This window comes from Isoptericola aurantiacus (genome assembly GCF_044769875.1).
Taxonomy (GTDB): Bacteria; Actinomycetota; Actinomycetes; order Actinomycetales; family Cellulomonadaceae; genus Isoptericola; species Isoptericola aurantiacus.
The window spans coordinates 623,441-639,761 of the sequence record NZ_JBJBAE010000002.1 but is presented as its reverse complement, the minus strand read 5'-3'; the positions used below and the strand labels follow the sequence as shown (position 1 = coordinate 639,761).

Genomic DNA, 16,321 nt, shown 5'->3' with positions numbered 1-16,321 from the left:
GAGTGACGATGACCTTCTACACGTTCGCCCAGCCCGCCGATCTCGCACAGCTCGCGCGGCGCATCTGGTACTGGCCGGTGATCCGCGGCGTGCTGGCCGTGGTCTTCGGGCTGCTGGCGATCTTCCTGCCCGACAAGACGCCGGGCCTGCTGGTGCAGGTGTTCGGGGTCTTCGTGATCGTGGACGGCATCGCCTCGCTCGTCGACGGGCTGCGTCGGCGTGGCTCGCAGGCCGGCTCCGTGAACCTCGGCATCGGTGTGGTGGCCGTCGTGTTCGGTGCCGTGCTGCTGTTCCTGCCGGGGCTGGCGCTCGGGCTCGTCCTCGCTCTCATCGCGGTCTGGGCGCTGGTGTTCGGGCTGCTGCAGATCTTCGGCGCGTTCGCCGTGCGGACCCGCGGCGGTGCCTCCTGGGTCTGGACGCTCGTCTCCGGACTGCTGTTCGTGGCCCTGGCGATCGTCTGCTTCACGAACCCGGGCGGGACGATCGAGGTGATGTCGGTGATCGTCGGCATCTTCGCCGTGGTCATCGGCGCCGCGCTCGTGGCCCTGGGGGTCAAGCTGCGCACCCTGGGTGCTCAGGGTCCGGCCGGGGGCGGCGACGTGGTGGACGGCGAGGTCATCGAGGGGTGAGCCGACGCGGTGGTCGCCCCCGGCGGGATGAACACCGTGTGAAACCTCTGTGACGTATGTCGCAGCCGCGTGCCACGACCTGCGGTTCCGCGCCGTCGGTGAGGCATGCCTTGCTTGACATCCGCCATTACGCAACAAGGATGTTCTGTATATCGGCAGGCATCCGGACGGCGGGGAGGTGAGCACATGACGACGACGCAGGCTGCGGTCGCTCCGGCCCCTCCGGCTGTGGGTGACACCGACGGCACCCGCCGCCGCGTGCTCGAGCTCGTCGCCGCGCAGGGCCCCGTCACCGCGGGCGAGCTCGCCCGCACGCTGGACCTCACCCCGGCCGCCGTCCGTCGGCACCTGGGCTGCCTGGAGCAGGACGGGACCATCACCGTGCACGACGCCGGTCCGGCCGCCGGGCAGGCGCGGCGCGGTCGTCCGGCGCGTCACTACGTGGTCAGCACCGCCGGCCAGGCCGAGCTCGGCGGCGGCTACACCGAGCTGGCCACCCAGGCGATGCGCTTCCTGCGGCACGCCGCGGGCGACTCCGCCGTCGCCGACTTCGCCGCCGAGCGCAACGCCGCCGTCGTGCGGCGCTACGCTCCCCGGCTGACGGCGTCGGACCCGCACGAGCGGGCGAACCAGCTCGCCGAGCTGCTCACCGCCGACGGGTACGCCGCCTCCGTGCGGCCCGTCGCCGGGCCGCGGGTGCCCACCGTCCAGCTGTGCCAGGGCCACTGCCCGGTGCAGCACGCGGCCGAGGAGTTCTCCGAGCTGTGCGAGGCCGAGGCCCGCGGCTTCTCCGAGCTGCTCGGCACGCACGTCCAACGGCTCGCGACCCTGGCAGGCGGCGCGCACGCCTGCGTCACGAACATCCCGCTGTCTCCCCCCACCACCGCCGGGCGCACCGGCGGCACGCAGGAAGGATCACGATGAGCGCTCCGACCCAGGACACCGCCGCCCAGGCGGAAGCCCAGCAGGGTGCCGACACCCGGACCGACGAGGAGATCATCGCCTCGATCGGCGCCTACGAGTACGGCTGGCGTGACTCCGACGCCGCCGGCGAGGTCGCCGAGCGCGGCCTCAACGAGGGGGTCGTCCGCAACATCTCCGCGCTCAAGAAGGAGCCGGAGTGGATGCTGAAGGCGCGCCTCAAGGCGCTGCGGCTCTTCGACAAGAAGCCCATGCCGAGCTGGGGCGCCGACCTCACCGGGATCGACTTCGACCGCATCAAGTACTTCGTCCGCTCCACGGAGAAGCAGGCCACCAGCTGGGAGGACCTGCCCGAGGACATCAAGGCCACCTACGACAAGCTCGGCATCCCCGAGGCGGAGAAGCAGCGCCTCGTCGCCGGCGTGGCCGCGCAGTACGAGTCCGAGGTCGTCTACCACCAGATCCGTGAGGACCTGGAGGCCCAGGGCGTCATCTTCGTCGACACCGACACCGGCCTGCGCGACTACCCCGAGCTGTTCGAGGAGTACTTCGGCACGGTGATCCCGGCCGGGGACAACAAGTTCTCGGCGCTGAACTCCGCCGTCTGGTCGGGTGGCTCGTTCGTCTACGTCCCCCCGGGCGTGCACGTCGAGATCCCGCTGCAGGCCTACTTCCGGATCAACACCGAGAACATGGGCCAGTTCGAGCGGACGCTGATCATCGCGGACGAGGGCTCCTACGTGCACTACGTCGAGGGCTGCACCGCGCCGATCTACACCTCGGACTCGCTGCACAGCGCCGTCGTGGAGATCGTCGTCAAGAAGAACGCCCGCGTGCGCTACACGACCATCCAGAACTGGTCGAACAACGTCTACAACCTGGTCACCAAGCGCGCCACGGCCGAGGCCGGCGCCACCATGGAGTGGGTCGACGGCAACATCGGCTCCAAGGTCACCATGAAGTACCCGGCGATCTACCTGCTGGGCGAGCACGCCCGCGGCGAGACGCTGTCCATCGCCTTCGCCGGCGAGGGCCAGCACCAGGACGCCGGCGCCAAGATGGTGCACGCGGCGCCCCGGACGTCGTCGTCGATCGTGTCGAAGTCCGTCGCCCGCGGTGGCGGACGCACGTCCTACCGCGGTCTGGTCCAGGTGCTCGAGGGCGCCGAGGCCTCCGCGTCGAACGTGCTGTGCGACGCGCTGCTCGTCGACCAGATCTCCCGGTCCGACACCTACCCGTACGTCGACGTCCGCGAGGACGACGTGTCCATGGGGCACGAGGCGACGGTGTCCAAGGTGAGCGAGGACCAGCTGTTCTACCTCATGTCCCGAGGACTGGACGAGACCGAGGCCATGGCCATGATCGTGCGCGGGTTCATCGAGCCCATCGCGCGCGAGCTGCCCATGGAGTACGCGCTCGAGCTCAACCGCCTCATCGAGCTGCAGATGGAAGGGTCCGTCGGCTGAAATGACTGCCACCACCGATCTCACGACAGATCACTCGCGCGCCGTGGCCGACGGCGCCCACTCCCACGCGGCCGGCGCCGTCCCGGCCGGGTCGCGCGCGGAGCGCGTCACCTCCTTCGACCTGGCGGACATCCCGGTGCCGTCCGGTCGCGAAGAGGAGTGGCGCTTCTCTCCCGTCGCCCGGCTCCAGCCGCTCTTCGCCGACGACCTCGCCTCCGACGGCGTCGCGGTGAGCGTCGAGGCCGCGCCGGAGGTCAAGGTCGAGACGGTCGCCCGCGACGACGCCCGCCTGGGCACGGCCGGCAAGCCCGGCGACCGCACCGCCGTCACCGCGTGGAACGCCGTGACCGAGGCCACCGTCGTCACGGTCCCCGCCGAGGCGGTCGCGTCCGACGTCACCTCGGTACGGCTCGACGCCACCTCGAAGGACGCGACGGCGCAGCACCTGCTGGTGCACGCCGAGCGGCACTCCGAGGCCGTCGTCGTCATCGACCACCGCGGTGACGCACTGCTCAACCAGACGGTCGAGATCGTCGTCGACGACGGCGCGCACCTGACCGTCGTGTCGGTCCAGGACTGGGCCGACGGCGCCGTGCACGCGTCCAGCCACCGGGCGGCGATCGGTCGCGACGCCAAGCTCAAGCACGTGGTGGTGACGTTCGGCGGCGATGTCGTGCGCATCACCCCGGACGCGACGTTCACCGCCACCGGCGGCGAGGTCGAGATGGTCGGGCTGTACTTCGCCGACGCGGACCAGCACCAGGAGCACCGGTTGTTCGTCGACCACGCCGTGCCGAGCTGCAAGTCTCGCGTGACGTACAAGGGCGCGCTGCAGGGTGCGGCGGCGCACACGGTGTGGGTCGGCGACGTGCTGATCCAGGCGGAGGCCGAGAACACCGACACCTACGAGCTCAACCGCAACCTGGTCCTGACCGACGGTGCGCGGGCGGACTCGGTGCCGAACCTGGAGATCGAGACCGGCGAGATCGCCGGGGCGGGTCACGCCTCGGCGACCGGACGGTTCGACGACGAGCAGCTCTTCTACCTCATGGCGCGCGGCATCCCCGAGATCGACGCCCGGCGTCTGGTGGTGCGCGGCTTCTTCGCCGAGCTCATCCAGGACATCGGCGTCGAGGCCGTCGAGGCACGCCTGCTCGCCTCGATCGAGGCCGAGCTGGAGAAGTCGATGAGCGTCATCACGGGCGCCCCGGCCGCGGAGTGAGCACGTCGTGACCGAACAGATCGCCTGCGCGACCGACGACCTGGCTCCCGAGGAGACGCTGCTCGTCGAGCTCTCCGCCGCCGACGGCGCCACCGTCCCGGTCGCCGTCGTGCGGGACGCCGACGGCACCTTCCACGCCATCAGCGACATCTGCTCCCACGGGGCCGTGTCGCTGTCCGACGGCGAGGTCGAGGGCTGCCGCGTGGAGTGCTGGCTGCACGGGTCGCAGTTCGACCTGCGCACCGGCCGGCCCCTGCAGCTGCCCGCGACCCAGCCCGTCCCCGTCTACCCGGTCACCGTGGACGGCGACAAGGTGCTCGTCGACATCGACGCACCGCTCGCCGCCGCGTCCTGACCGCCCAGCCTTTTCGAGAACAGACCTGGAGAACCATCTGATGTCCACCCTGGAGATCCGCGACCTGCACGTCAGCGTCCAGACGAAGGAAGGCGCCAAGCCGATCCTGCGCGGCGTCGACCTGACCATCGCCTCCGGCGAGACGCACGCCATCATGGGGCCGAACGGCTCCGGCAAGTCGACCCTGGCCTCGGCGCTGGCCGGCCACCCCAAGTACGAGGTCACGTCCGGCACCGTCACCCTCGACGGTGAGGACGTCCTGGCCATGACGGTGGACGAGCGGGCCCGTGCGGGCCTGTTCCTGGCCATGCAGTACCCGGTCGAGGTGCCGGGCGTGTCGGTGGCCAACTTCCTGCGCACCGCCAAGACCGCCATCGACGGCGAGGCCCCCGCCCTGCGCACGTGGGGCAAGGAGGTCAAGGGCGCGATGGAGAACCTGCGCATCGACTCCGCGTTCGCCGAGCGCTCGGTCAACGAGGGCTTCTCCGGCGGCGAGAAGAAGCGCCACGAGATCCTGCAGATGGAGCTCTTCAAGCCCCGCTTCGCGATCCTCGACGAGACCGACTCCGGTCTGGACGTCGACGCGCTGCGCGTGGTGTCCGAGGGCGTCAACCGCGCCAAGGACGCCACCGACGTCGGCGTGCTGCTCATCACGCACTACACGCGCATCCTGCGCTACATCAAGCCCGACTTCGTGCACGTGTTCGTCGACGGCCGGATCGCCGAGGAGGGCGGCCCCGAGCTCGCCGAGCGGCTCGAGGACGAGGGCTACGACCGCTTCCTGACCACGGGCGCCACGGCGACCGCCTGAGGCAGCGATCATGTCCGCCACCGACACCGTGCGTCCGGCACCGGCCGAGTCCTTCACCCCCGGTGAGCTCGCCGCGGTGCGGGCCGACTTCCCGCTGCTCGGACGCACGGTGCGGGGCGGCCGTCCGCTGGTCTACCTCGACTCGGCGGCCACGTCGCAGAAGCCGAACGTGGTGCTGGAGGCCGAGGTCGAGTTCTACGAGCAGCGCAACGCGGCCGTGCACCGTGGGGCGCACCAGCTGGCCGAGGAGGCCACCGAGGCCTTCGAGGGGGCCCGGTCGGCCGTGGCGGGGTTCGTGGGGGCCGACGCCGACGAGATCGTCTGGACACCCGGCGCGACGGCGGCGATCAACCTCGTCACCTACGCCCTGTCGAACGCCACCCTGGGGCGCGGGGGAGCGGCCGCCGAACGGTTCCGCCTGGCACCGGGCGACGAGATCGTGGTCACCGAGGCCGAGCACCACGCCAACCTCGTGCCGTGGCAGGAGCTCTGCGCCCGCACCGGGGCCGTCCTGCGCTGGTTCGGCGTGGACGACGACGGTCGGCTCGACCTGTCGGACGTCGGCTCGGTGATCACCGACCGCACCCGCGTCGTGGCGTTCGGGCACGTGTCCAACGTGACCGGCGCCGTCGCCCCGGTGGCCGAGATCGTCGCGGCCGCGCGCCGCGTCGGGGCGCTGACCGTGCTGGACGCCTGCCAGTCGGTCCCGCACCTGCCGGTGGACCTGCACGCCCTCGGCGTCGATCTCGCGGCCTTCAGCGCCCACAAGATGCTCGGCCCCACCGGCGTCGGCGCGCTCTACGGCCGGCGTGAGGTGCTCGAGGCGATGCCTCCCGTCAGCACGGGCGGGTCGATGGTCGAGGTCGTCACCATGACCGAGACCACCTTCCTGCCGCCGCCGCAGCGCTTCGAGGCCGGCACGCAGATGGTGGCCCAGGCCGTCGGCATGGGCGTGGCCGCGCAGTGGCTGGACGAGCTCGGCATGGACCGGGTCGCCGCGCACGAGCGGGAGATCGCCGCCGAGCTGCTGCGGATCACCGAGATCCCCGGCGTCCGCGTGGTCGGCCCGACCGACACGCGCGACCGCGTCGGCGTGGTGTCGTTCGTCGTCGACGGCGTGCACGCTCACGACGTCAACCAGGTGCTGGACGACCAGGGCATCGCGATCCGGGTCGGCCACCACTGCGCCCAGCCGCTGCACCGCCGGTTCGGGCTCGCTGCCACGGCGAGAGCGTCCGCGTCGGTGTACACCGGTGTGGAGGACGTCGCCGCGTTCCGGGAATCCCTGTCCGGGGTGCGTGCGTTCTTCGGGGCGGAGTGAGGAGACCGGCATGAGCTCGCTGCAGGACCTGTACCAGCAGGTCATCCTGGACCACGCCAAGCATCCGCACGGCCGCGGGCTCGTCGAACCGACGGCCGGGCACCTGACCGGCGAGTCGCACCAGGTCAACACGACGTGCGGCGACGAGATCACCCTGCGGGTGGACGTGCGGACCTCCGGGGCCGACGACTCGACGCTCGAGCAGGTGTCGTGGGAGGGGCAGGGATGCTCCATCTCGCAGGCCTCCGCCTCGGTCATGACCGAGCTGGTCACCGGCCGCACCCTCGGAGAGGTCGCGGACCTCGACGCCGCGTTCCACGCGCTGATGGCCTCGCGCGGCAAGGGCCTGGACGACGAGGAGACCCTCGACGCGCTGGGCGACGGCGAGGCCTTCACCGGCGTCTCGCAGTACCCCGCCCGTATCAAGTGCGCGCTGCTCGGCTGGGCGGCGCTGAAGGACTCGCTGGTGCGCAGCGGCGCACCGGCCGACGGATCCGGAGGATCTGATGACCGATAACACGACCGACACCGCCGCCGCGGCCACGCCGGCGCCGGGCGCGACGACCGCGGCCGACGTCGAGGAGGCGCTGCGCGACGTCATCGACCCCGAGCTGGGGATCAACGTCGTCGACCTCGGGCTGATCTACGGCGTCGAGGTGGACCAGAACAACCACGCCACCATCGACATGACGCTGACGTCCGCGGCCTGCCCGCTGACGGACGTCATCGAGGACCAGGCCGCGCAGGCTCTCGAAGGCATCGTGACCGGCCAGCGCATCAACTGGGTGTGGATGCCGCCCTGGGGTCCGGAGAAGATCACGGACGACGGCCGCGAGCAGCTGCGGATGCTCGGCTTCAACGTCTGAGGACGCCCGCGGCGTCAGTAACCGACGGGGGTCTCGACCGACTGCCAGTGCCACGGCTCGGGGAGCCGTCCGTCCGGCTCGGCCCAGGCCGGGTGCGTCCAGCCGTACTCCTCGGCGTGCTCCGTCATCCAGGCGTAGGGCGCACCGTCGAAGCTCCCCGGTCCCATGCTGAGGTCGACGGCGGTGCCCAGCCCGTGGTTCGAGCAGCCCGGGGGAGCCGCGAGCGGGTTCGGGTTCTCGGGGTCGTACACCGCGACCTGCTGGGCATAGCTCCGGTAGGCCGAGTTCACCGTGAGGTGCTCGCCGAACTCCGCCCGGTACGCCTCGTCGAGCGCGACCAGCCCGTCCAGGAGGTCGGCCCGGACGGACAGCCCGGGCGCGAAGGGGATCGGCGCGAGCCGCTCCGCGCGGAGCTTGCCGCCCTGCGGGAACCAGACCTGGTCGGGCTCGGGGCAGGCGACGGCGTCCTGGGCCGACATGAGCTCGGTGGTGGCGAGGTCGACGTCGTCCCGGCGCGTGCCGAGGTCGGCGGCCACGCCCTCCAGGTCGGCGAGCGGCATCGCGTCGAGGCGGTCCGGCGTCGTCCGGGCGAGCGCGTCGTGGCTGCCGGCCAGGGCGTCGCGCAGTGCCGTGCGTGCGGCCCGGCCCGCGCCCCTGCCCTCGTCGGCGAGCTCGTCGGTGGCGGTGACGATGCGTTCGGCCCGGCGCTGCACCGGTGCGATCGTCGTGCGGACCTCGACGGCCTGCTCGGTCGCGAGGACCCGGCGGGAGCCGTGCACCGCCGCGACCGCCCGGACGACGCGGTCACCGGCCTCGACGGCGTCACCCGGGCCGCGGTCCAGGACCGGTCGGCCCGCCAGGACGGTCGCAGCGTCGTCGATCGCGGACGACAGGTCCGAACGCACCTGGTCGTCGGCGACCTTGTCGACCGAGTCGTCGAGCTCGTCCTGCGCGGCGTCGACCTGAGCTGTCAGCGCGTCGGCCTCCACCTCCAGGACGCGTCCGACGCCGTACCCCGTGGCGGCGAGCACCCCGACCACCGTGAGCGTGAGGAGGGTCCGCGCGACACGGGTGCCGGACCGGCCGACCCGTCGGGCCCGGACGTGCCGCAACGCCTCGTCGACGTGCTCCGCTCGCGGGGCGACGACGGCCAGCAGCCCGCCGGCCAGGAACGCCCCGGCGGCGTAGCAGACCAGGTCCGCCGTCCCGAAGGTGGTGCCCAGCACCCACCGCGCGGCGGGCAGACGCTCGAGCAGCTCGGCGGGCGGGGCGGTCAGGTGCGACAGCTCGATCGCGGTGCACACCGCCAGGGCGGTCGCGGCGGCGGCGGCCCGGTGCGCGCGCGGGAACGCCAGCACCACGAGCCAGACGATCAGCATCGCGTAGAGCAGGTCACCGAGCGGTCCGGCGACGGCGTCGGGCAGCCACTGCCGTGCGGCGAGCCCGGCCAGGACCGTGGCGACGGCCAGGGTGAACGTCGTCACCCGGGGGATGCGGGGAGCGGCCATGATCACCCCGCCGCGGGCGCGGTGCGCGCGAGGAAGGCCAGCAGCGCGCGGTTGAACGCGCGCGGCTGCTCGATGTTGGCGGCGTGGCCGTCGCGGGGCAGGACCACCGACTCGCCCCGGGCGGCGAGGTCCGCGGCCGCGGCCGCGTGGCTCGCGGGCCAGAACTCGCTGGCGGCACCGGCGACGAACAGCACGGGCAGGGACGTGGCGGCGACGACGGGTCGCCAGTCCCGCCGGGCGTGGTCGTCCAGGAGGGCGAGCTCGCCCGGGGACAGCGCCGTCCCGGCGCCGCGCATCGCGCGCAGGAGACGCACGAGCCGCAGGCCGCGGCGCAGGAGGGGCGTCCCGTGCCCGGTGTCGGGGATGCGTTCGGCGAACAGGGTGTCCGCCGTGGTCGCGTCGTACCCGTAGAAGCCGTGCGGCCATCCCGCCCCGTTCAGCATTCGCGGGGTCTGGTCGACCGAGACGACGGCGGCGGCGCGGGGTGCGCCGGTCTGCGCGACGTGCGACCAGACGGTGCTGGCGCCCATCGACGCGCCGACCAGCACCGCGCCGTGCAGGTCCAGGGCGTCGAGCACGACGCCGACGTCGCGACCCCGCCGGTCCATGTCGACCTGCGCGGGGCGGTCCGCCCGGCCGTGACCGCGCAGGTCGACCGCCAGGACGCGGTACCCCGCGGCGACCAGGGGGCCGACCTGGTACCGCCACGAGGTGGCGGGTGCCGTGAAGCCCGCCAGCAGCACGACGGGACGGCCGGCAGGGTCACCGTGGTCGGTGAGGTCGAGCCGGACGCCGTCGTCGGCGACGAGGGTGCTCATCGGGTCATCCTGGGGTGGGGAACGCCTTGCCGGGGTTGAGCAGGCCGTGCGGGTCGAGCGCGTCCTTGATCGCCCGGTGCATCGCGAGGGTGGCCCGATCGAGCTCGGCCGCCGCACCGGGGAGCTTGAGCAGGCCGACGCCGTGCTCGCCGGTGACCGTGCCGCCGAGCGCGCGGCACTCGTCGACGATGCGGTCGAAAGCCGCCTTGGCGCGGGCCTTCGCGGCGTCGTCGCCGTCGGGCGCGATGATCAGCGGGTGTAGGTTGCCGTCGCCGGCGTGCGCGATGTTGGCGATGACGACGTCGGCCTCCGCGGCGATCGCCTCGATGCGTGCGAGCATCCGGGGCACCGCGGTGCGGGGGACGCAGACGTCCTCGGTGAGCACGGGGCCGAGCCGCTCGAGGGCGGGATAGGCGAGGCGGCGGGCGAGGAAGAGTCGGTCGACGTCCTCCGCCGCGACGGCGCGCTCCACCGGGGTGCCGCCCGCGTCCTCGAAGAGCGTGGCGACCTGCTGTGCCAGGGACTCGCCCACCGCGCCCGGCTCGTCGACCGAGGCCAGCAGCAGGGCGGCCGCGCCCTCGGGCAGCGTCCAGCCCTGCCAGTCGGCGACGGCGCGCAGGCACGTGCTGTCGACGAGCTCCAGGGCGGCGGGCACGATCCCCGCGGCGGAGACCGCGGCCACCGCCTCTCCGGCGTCGGTCAGGGACGAGAACCAGCCGACGACGGCGCGGTCCTCGCGCCCGCCGAGCGGCCGCAGCCTCAGCGTCACGTCCACGACGACCCCGAGGGTGCCCTCGGAGCCGACGAGCAGCCCGGTGAGGTCGTACCCGGTGACGCCCTTGGCCGTGGTGCGGCCGAGCCTTGCGACGGTGCCGTCGGCCAGCACGACCGTCATCCCGAGGACGTAGTCGCGGGTGACGCCGTACTTGACGCAGCAGATCCCGCCCGCGTTGGTGGCGACGTTGCCGCCGATCGTCGAGATCGCCCGGCTCGCCGGGTCCGGCGGGTACCAGAGCCCGTCCTGGGCGACCCGCCGGCGCAGGTCGTCGTTGAGCACCCCGGCCTCCACGACGGCGAAGCGTTCGTCGGTGTCGACGGCGAGGATCCGGGTCATGCGCTCCAGCGACAGCACGACCGAGCCCGCCGTCGCGTTGGCCCCGCCCGACAGGCCCGTGCCGGCCCCCCGCGGGACGACGGGCGCACCGTGGGCGGCCGCGATCCGGACCGTTGCGACGACGTCGTCCAGGCTCGTGGCGAGGACGACGGCGCCGGGCGTCGCGTGGTCCGCCCACTCGGCGTCGTCGTGGCTGTAGCGGTCGGTCTCCACCGCGTCGGTGAGCACGGCGCCCTCGGGCAGTGCGCTTCTCAGGGCCGCGACCAGCGCGGGTGACTCGTCGTCGATCATGACGTCCGGATCGTACCGTCTCGTCCGGTGGCGGGCCGAGACGTCCGGCGCCGGGACGTCGTGACGCAGGTCGCTGCACCGGCCGCACCCCGGCCCGTAGACTGGCGGCGGATCCCCTGCACTCTTTCGAAGGACACCCCTGCCTTGATCACCGCCCACGGCGTCGAGCTGCGCTTCGGCGCCCGCGTCCTGCTGCACGAGGCCACGTTCCGCGTGGCTCCGGGCGACCGCGTCGGCCTCGTCGGCCGCAACGGGGCCGGCAAGACCACGCTCACCAAGACCCTCGCGGGCGAGACCCTGCCGGCGGGGGGCACCATCTCCCGCGGCAACGAGATCGGCTACCTGCCGCAGGACCCGCGTACCGGCGACCTCGACGTCATCGCGATGGACCGGGTGCTCAGCGCTCGCGGCCTCGACAAGATCGTCGCGAAGATGCGGGCGGCGGAGAAGGAGATGGCCAGCGAGGACGCCGACGTCCAGGCGGCCGCCCTGGAGCGGTACCCGAAGCTGGAGACGCGGTTCCTCGCGGCCGGCGGCTACTCGGCGGAGTCCGAGGCGCACCGGATCACGAGCAACCTCGCGCTGGACGACCGCATCCTCGCCCAGCCGCTGCACACGCTCTCCGGCGGGCAGCGCCGTCGCATCGAGCTGGCGCGGATCCTGTTCTCCGGCGTCGACACCCTGCTGCTGGACGAGCCCACCAACCACCTCGACGCCGACTCCATCGTCTGGCTGCGCGACTACCTCAAGTCGTACTCCGGTGGCTTCATCGTCATCTCCCACGACGTCGAGCTGCTGCGCGCGACGGTCAACAAGGTGTTCCACCTGGACGCCAACCGTGGCGAGCTCGACCAGTACAGCCTCGGCTGGGACGGCTACGTCGCCCAGCGCGAGCAGGACGAGCGGCGTCGTCGGCGTGAGCGCGCCAACGCCGAGAAGAAGGCCGGCACCCTGATGGCCCAGGCCAACAAGATGCGGGCGAAGGCGTCCAAGGCGACCGCCGCGCAGAACATGATCAAGCGGGCCGAGCGCATGCTGGCCGGCACCGAGGGGGAGCGCCAGACGGACAAGGTGGCCGCCCTGCGGTTCCCGAAGCCGGCGCCCTGCGGCAAGACGCCGCTCACGGCGCGCGAGCTGTCCAAGAGCTACGGCTCGCTCGAGGTCTTCGCCGGGGTCGACCTGGCGATCGACCGCGGTTCCCGTGTGGTCATCCTCGGTCTGAACGGTGCGGGCAAGACGACGATGCTGCGCCTGCTGGCAGGCGTGGAGACGCCGGACACGGGTGAGGTGCTGCCGGGCCACGGGCTCAAGATGGGCTACTACGCCCAGGAGCACGACATGCTCGACATGGACGCCACCGTGGTGGAGAACCTGCGGCACAGCGCCCCGGACCTCACCGACACCCAGGTCCGTACCACGCTCGGGTCGTTCCTCTTCTCCGGCGACGACGCCGAGAAGCCGGCGCACGTGCTGTCCGGTGGCGAGAAGACGCGCCTGGCGCTCGCCACGCTCGTGGTCTCCAGCGCGAACGTGCTGCTGCTGGACGAGCCGACGAACAACCTGGACCCGGCCTCGCGCCGCGAGATCCTCGGTGCGCTGAACACCTACGAGGGCGCGGTCATCATGGTGACGCACGACGACGGCGCGGTCGAGGCGCTCAACCCGGAGCGCGTGCTGCTGCTGCCGGACGGCGACGAGGACCTGTGGTCGGACGACTACGCGGAGCTCGTGTCCCTGGCCTGAGCGGCGTCGACGAGGGCGTCCTCGTGCTCCTCATCCACGTGCCGGCGCCGGGTGCGCTCCCGCCGCGGCCGTGAGGCCCCCTTCGGGTCCTCGGCCGCCAGGAGCTCGCCGGCGGTGACGGTCACGCCGCGCGTCTCGCGCCGCCACAGCGCGACGTACCCCCCGACGGCGCCGAGGGCGAAGATCGCCCACTGGAACGTGTAGCTCAGGTGCGACCCGGGGTCGGTGTCGGGGCGGGGCGTCGGCACGAGCCGCTCGGCGGCGGCCGGGTCCTCGGCGCGCATCTGCCCGTACGCACCGACGGCCGCGCCGTCGGCCCACGCGCCGCCGTCGGGCAGGGTGGCCAGGACCTGGGCGGTGTTGATGCGCTGCACCTGCCCCGCGGGGGCCCCGCGGTCGGAGGCCGGCTCGTCGGGGCGGAGCGTGACGGTGACCGCCACCTCGCCCGCGGGCGGGTCCGGCACGGCCGCGGGCCCGCTGGCGTCCTGGCCGAGCGGCACGAACCCACGGTCCACGACCAGCACGGCCGCCTCGCCGTCGAGCACCGTGCGCAGGGGGACGAGCACGTGGAACCCCGGTGTGCCGTTCACCGGACGGTTGCGCAGCAGCACCGTGTCGTCCGGGACGTAGGTGCCGACGACGACGGCGGGACGCCACTCGTCGTCGGCGTCCAGGACGTCGCCGGGCCCGGACAGCACCTCGTCCAGGGGGACGGGCTCGGACGTGTAGTTGGATTCGACGAGGTGGATCTGGGCCTCCCGGTCGGTGTACCGGTGCCACTGCCAGAACGCGGCCAGCACGCACAGGGCGGCCAGGAGCACGGCGGCCAGTCCGAGGGTGACCCACTGCCGGCGGGTGCGCCTCACACGCGCTCCAGGTCGTCGACCCCCACGGTCTGCTTCCAGAACCCGCGCGCGCCGAGGAACTGCTCGAGGTGCTCGCGGTGCTCGTCGCAGGCGAGCCACACCTTGCGCCGCTCGGGCGTGTGCAGCTTCGGGTTGTTCCACAGCAGGCCCCAGCGCGCCTCGGCCCGGCAGCCCTTGGCGGAGCACACGAGGGCGTCGTCGGCGACGGGGTCGGCGCCCAGGCCGAGTACGTCCATCAGGCGTCCTTCCGGTCGGTGTCGTCGTCGTCCGGCTGCTCCGCGCCGGCCCTCGGCGTGCCGGGGGAGGGATCGGCGACGTGGTCCACCACCCGGTGGTGGTCCTCGGCGCGGGGCGTCGGGCTCGCGGGGAGCTCGGCGGGCGGCGTCGGCGGGACGGCGGAGACCTCGTGGGTGGACCGGTCGCGGCCCGCGTTGGCGAAGATCACGGCCGTGTACGGCAGCAGGACGGCACCGGCGATGCAGACCCAGAACAGCCAGCTGTCGCGCACGAAGACGGCCGCGACGATGAGCACCAGCCGTACCCCCATCTGCCACAGATACTGGCGCAGGCGGCGTCCCTGGTCCTCGGCCATGCTCGCCGGGACCGCCGTGATCGAGGTGGCCTCGGGCGGGCGGGACGTGCTCACCCGTCCAGTCTACGGCCGCCGGGGGAGGCCGCCGACGCCTCGGCCTTGGAGGAATCCCACAAAGGCTGGGGGCGACGTAGGACGCGTCGGCAGCGCGGGACTGGTGACCCGGCGGGGTACGGTCGCACCGGTGCACGCCGGGTGCGCCCGGGCCTGGCCCGTCGTCGAGAGGAGCCCCTCGTGGCAGAGCAGCAGTCGGACGCAGGCCGGGTCGTGGTCGTGACCGGGGCGGCCCGGGGGATCGGCCGCGCCATCGCCGAGCGCTTCGTGGCCGCCGGCGACACGGTCGCCACGCTGTACCGCGGCGGCGACCTGCCCGACGGCGTGCACGGGTTCGTGGCCGACGTCACCGACAGCGCCGCCGTCGACGCGGCGTTCGCCGAGATCGAGCAGCGGCTGGGCGTGCCGGCGGTGCTGGTGGCCAACGCCGGCGTGACCCGCGACCAGCTCCTGATGCGCATGAGCGACGAGGAGTTCGACCAGGTGGTCGACGTGAACCTCACGGGCACCTTCCGCTGCGTGCGGCGTGCCTCGAAGGGCATGATCCGGGCGCGGTCGGGGCGCATCGTCCTCATCGGGTCGGTCGTGGGCCTGTACGGAGGCCCGGGCCAGGTCAACTACTCGGCCACCAAGGCCGCGCTGGTCGGCATGGCCCGTTCCGTGACGCGGGAGCTGGGCGGACGCGGGATCACCGCGAACGTCGTGGCACCCGGCTTCGTCGAGACGGACATGACCGCGGCGCTGCCCGAGGACACCCGGAAGAAGTACCAGGCCTCGATCCCGGCCGGCCGCTTCGCCTCCACCACCGAGGTGGCGGGCGTCGTGGAGTTCCTCGCCTCCGACGCCGCGGCCTACGTCTCGGGTGCCGTGATCCCCGTCGACGGCGGCCTGGGCATGGGTCACTGAACTGTCCAAACGGGCGCTGCGCCCGATACGCTCCCCACAGAACTTCACCGAAAGGTCATCATGGCTCTGCTCGACGGCAAGAAGCTGCTCATCACCGGCGTCCTCACGGACAGCTCGATCGCCTTCCACGCCGCGCGTCTCGCCCAGTCCGAGGGTGCCGAGGTGGTGCTCACCTCCTTCGGGCGCCAGATGAAGCTCACCCAGGCGTTCGCCAAGCGTCTGCCGGTCACGGCGCCCGTCGTCCAGCTCGACGTGACCAGCGCCGACGACCTGGCGACCCTGGCCGACCAGGTCGGTGAGCACACCGACCGCCTCGACGGCGTCGTGCACTCGATCGGTTTCGCACCCCAGTCCGTGATGGGCGGCAACTTCCTGTCGGCGCAGTGGGACGACGTCGCCACGGCCATGCAGATCTCCACCTACTCCTACACCTCGCTCATCACCGCGGCGCAGCCGCTGATGACCGGCGGCGGTGCCTACGTCGGCCTGACGTTCGACGCCCAGTTCGCCTGGCCCGTCTACGACTGGATGGGGGTGGCCAAGGCCGGTCTGGAGTCCGCGAACCGCTACGTCGCCCGGGACCTGGGTCCGCACGGGATCCGGGCGAACCTGGTCTCGGCGGGACCGATCCGCACCACGGCGGCGAAGTCCATCCCGGGCTTCGAGACCATGGAGGAGAACTGGCCGCAGCGCGCCCCGCTCGGCTGGGACCAGACGACGGCGGAGCCCGCGGCTCGCGCGGTCGTGGCGCTGCTGTCCGACTGGTTCCCCGCCACGACGGGCGAGATCGTCCACGTCGACGGCGGCGTCCACGCGATGGGACAGTGACGGCAGCACC

General features: G+C 72.7%; 18 protein-coding genes. 12 read left to right on the top strand and 6 right to left on the bottom strand.

Going from position 1 to position 16,321, the window contains the following annotated elements:
- Positions 1-8 precede the first annotated feature (8 nt).
- The 9 genes from ACIQLL_RS09980 (at position 9) to ACIQLL_RS09940 (ending at position 7,591) form a co-directional block, all read left to right on the top strand.
- The gene (locus ACIQLL_RS09980) at positions 9-629 is read left to right on the top strand and encodes an HdeD family acid-resistance protein (protein ID WP_402466202.1); all 621 of its coding nucleotides are present in this window, start codon (positions 9-11) and stop codon (positions 627-629) included.
- A gap of 186 nt (positions 630-815) precedes the next feature.
- Positions 816-1,553, top strand: a complete 738-nt coding sequence (locus tag ACIQLL_RS09975) for a helix-turn-helix transcriptional regulator (RefSeq protein ID WP_402466199.1) — start codon at positions 816-818, stop codon at positions 1,551-1,553.
- A complete protein-coding gene (sufB, locus tag ACIQLL_RS09970; RefSeq protein ID WP_402466197.1) occupies positions 1,550-3,016 on the top strand; it encodes a Fe-S cluster assembly protein SufB in 1,467 nt (488 codons plus the stop codon). Before ACIQLL_RS09975 ends, sufB begins: the two co-directional genes overlap by 4 nt.
- 1 nt (position 3,017) lies before the next feature.
- The gene (sufD, locus tag ACIQLL_RS09965) at positions 3,018-4,238 is read left to right on the top strand and encodes a Fe-S cluster assembly protein SufD (protein ID WP_402466194.1); all 1,221 of its coding nucleotides are present in this window, start codon (positions 3,018-3,020) and stop codon (positions 4,236-4,238) included.
- A gap of 7 nt (positions 4,239-4,245) precedes the next feature.
- Entirely contained in the window at positions 4,246-4,593 is a 348-nt protein-coding gene (locus ACIQLL_RS09960; protein ID WP_402466192.1) for a non-heme iron oxygenase ferredoxin subunit, read from the top strand.
- Positions 4,594-4,633: 40 nt separating this feature from the next.
- The gene (gene sufC, locus ACIQLL_RS09955; protein ID WP_402466189.1) at positions 4,634-5,404 is read left to right on the top strand and encodes a Fe-S cluster assembly ATPase SufC; all 771 of its coding nucleotides are present in this window, start codon (positions 4,634-4,636) and stop codon (positions 5,402-5,404) included.
- A gap of 10 nt (positions 5,405-5,414) precedes the next feature.
- The gene (locus tag ACIQLL_RS09950) at positions 5,415-6,725 is read left to right on the top strand and encodes a cysteine desulfurase (RefSeq protein ID WP_402466186.1); all 1,311 of its coding nucleotides are present in this window, start codon (positions 5,415-5,417) and stop codon (positions 6,723-6,725) included.
- A gap of 10 nt (positions 6,726-6,735) precedes the next feature.
- Positions 6,736-7,242 carry a Fe-S cluster assembly sulfur transfer protein SufU gene (gene sufU / locus ACIQLL_RS09945; protein ID WP_402466183.1) on the top strand — a complete coding sequence of 169 codons (507 nt, stop codon included), beginning with the start codon at positions 6,736-6,738 and terminating at the stop codon, positions 7,240-7,242.
- Positions 7,232-7,591 carry a metal-sulfur cluster assembly factor gene (locus ACIQLL_RS09940; protein WP_402466181.1) on the top strand — a complete coding sequence of 120 codons (360 nt, stop codon included), beginning with the start codon at positions 7,232-7,234 and terminating at the stop codon, positions 7,589-7,591. Before sufU ends, ACIQLL_RS09940 begins: the two co-directional genes overlap by 11 nt.
- Positions 7,592-7,605: 14 nt before the next feature.
- Here ACIQLL_RS09940 and ACIQLL_RS09935 read toward each other — a convergent pair whose 3' ends face one another.
- The 3 genes from ACIQLL_RS09935 to ACIQLL_RS09925 are packed head-to-tail and all read right to left on the bottom strand — an operon-like array spanning position 7,606 to position 11,322.
- Positions 7,606-9,099 carry a DUF2809 domain-containing protein gene (locus tag ACIQLL_RS09935; RefSeq protein ID WP_402466179.1) on the bottom strand — a complete coding sequence of 498 codons (1,494 nt, stop codon included), beginning with the start codon at positions 9,097-9,099 and terminating at the stop codon, positions 7,606-7,608.
- Between the two features lie 2 nt (positions 9,100-9,101).
- Positions 9,102-9,917 (bottom strand): alpha/beta fold hydrolase, encoded by an 816-nt coding sequence (locus ACIQLL_RS09930; protein WP_402466176.1) that lies wholly within the window; start codon positions 9,915-9,917, stop codon positions 9,102-9,104.
- A 4-nt stretch (positions 9,918-9,921) separates the two neighbouring features.
- Complete coding sequence (locus ACIQLL_RS09925; protein ID WP_402466173.1) at positions 9,922-11,322, bottom strand: FAD-binding oxidoreductase; 1,401 nt, start codon at positions 11,320-11,322, stop codon at positions 9,922-9,924.
- A gap of 144 nt (positions 11,323-11,466) precedes the next feature.
- Here ACIQLL_RS09925 and ACIQLL_RS09920 point away from each other — a divergent pair, with 144 nt between their 5' ends.
- On the top strand, positions 11,467-13,065 hold the full coding sequence (locus ACIQLL_RS09920; RefSeq protein WP_402466172.1) for an ABC-F family ATP-binding cassette domain-containing protein: 1,599 nt from the start codon (positions 11,467-11,469) through the stop codon (positions 13,063-13,065).
- On the opposite strand, the gene ACIQLL_RS09915 is transcribed toward ACIQLL_RS09920, so the two are convergent.
- From ACIQLL_RS09915 to ACIQLL_RS09905, 3 genes are read right to left on the bottom strand one after another with little or no spacing between them, the layout of a single operon-like run.
- Positions 13,038-13,931: an SURF1 family cytochrome oxidase biogenesis protein gene (locus ACIQLL_RS09915; protein ID WP_402466170.1), complete on the bottom strand. Its 894-nt coding sequence runs from the start codon at positions 13,929-13,931 to the stop codon at positions 13,038-13,040. The genes ACIQLL_RS09920 and ACIQLL_RS09915 overlap by 28 nt on opposite strands.
- Complete coding sequence (locus tag ACIQLL_RS09910) at positions 13,928-14,167, bottom strand: hypothetical protein (RefSeq protein WP_402466167.1); 240 nt, start codon at positions 14,165-14,167, stop codon at positions 13,928-13,930. The genes ACIQLL_RS09915 and ACIQLL_RS09910 overlap by 4 nt, the downstream gene beginning before the upstream one ends.
- Positions 14,167-14,577, bottom strand: coding sequence for a DUF3099 domain-containing protein (locus ACIQLL_RS09905; RefSeq protein WP_402466165.1), 411 nt, complete (start codon positions 14,575-14,577; stop codon positions 14,167-14,169). Before ACIQLL_RS09905 ends, ACIQLL_RS09910 begins: the two co-directional genes overlap by 1 nt.
- A gap of 180 nt (positions 14,578-14,757) precedes the next feature.
- Between ACIQLL_RS09905 and fabG the strand changes: the two genes are divergently transcribed.
- Together fabG and fabI are read left to right on the top strand one after the other, a co-directional pair.
- Positions 14,758-15,483, top strand: a complete 726-nt coding sequence (gene fabG, locus ACIQLL_RS09900; protein ID WP_402466162.1) for a 3-oxoacyl-ACP reductase FabG — start codon at positions 14,758-14,760, stop codon at positions 15,481-15,483.
- A gap of 60 nt (positions 15,484-15,543) precedes the next feature.
- Positions 15,544-16,311, top strand: coding sequence for an enoyl-ACP reductase FabI (fabI, locus tag ACIQLL_RS09895; RefSeq protein ID WP_402466160.1), 768 nt, complete (start codon positions 15,544-15,546; stop codon positions 16,309-16,311).
- The last annotated feature ends 10 nt before the right edge of the window (positions 16,312-16,321 follow it).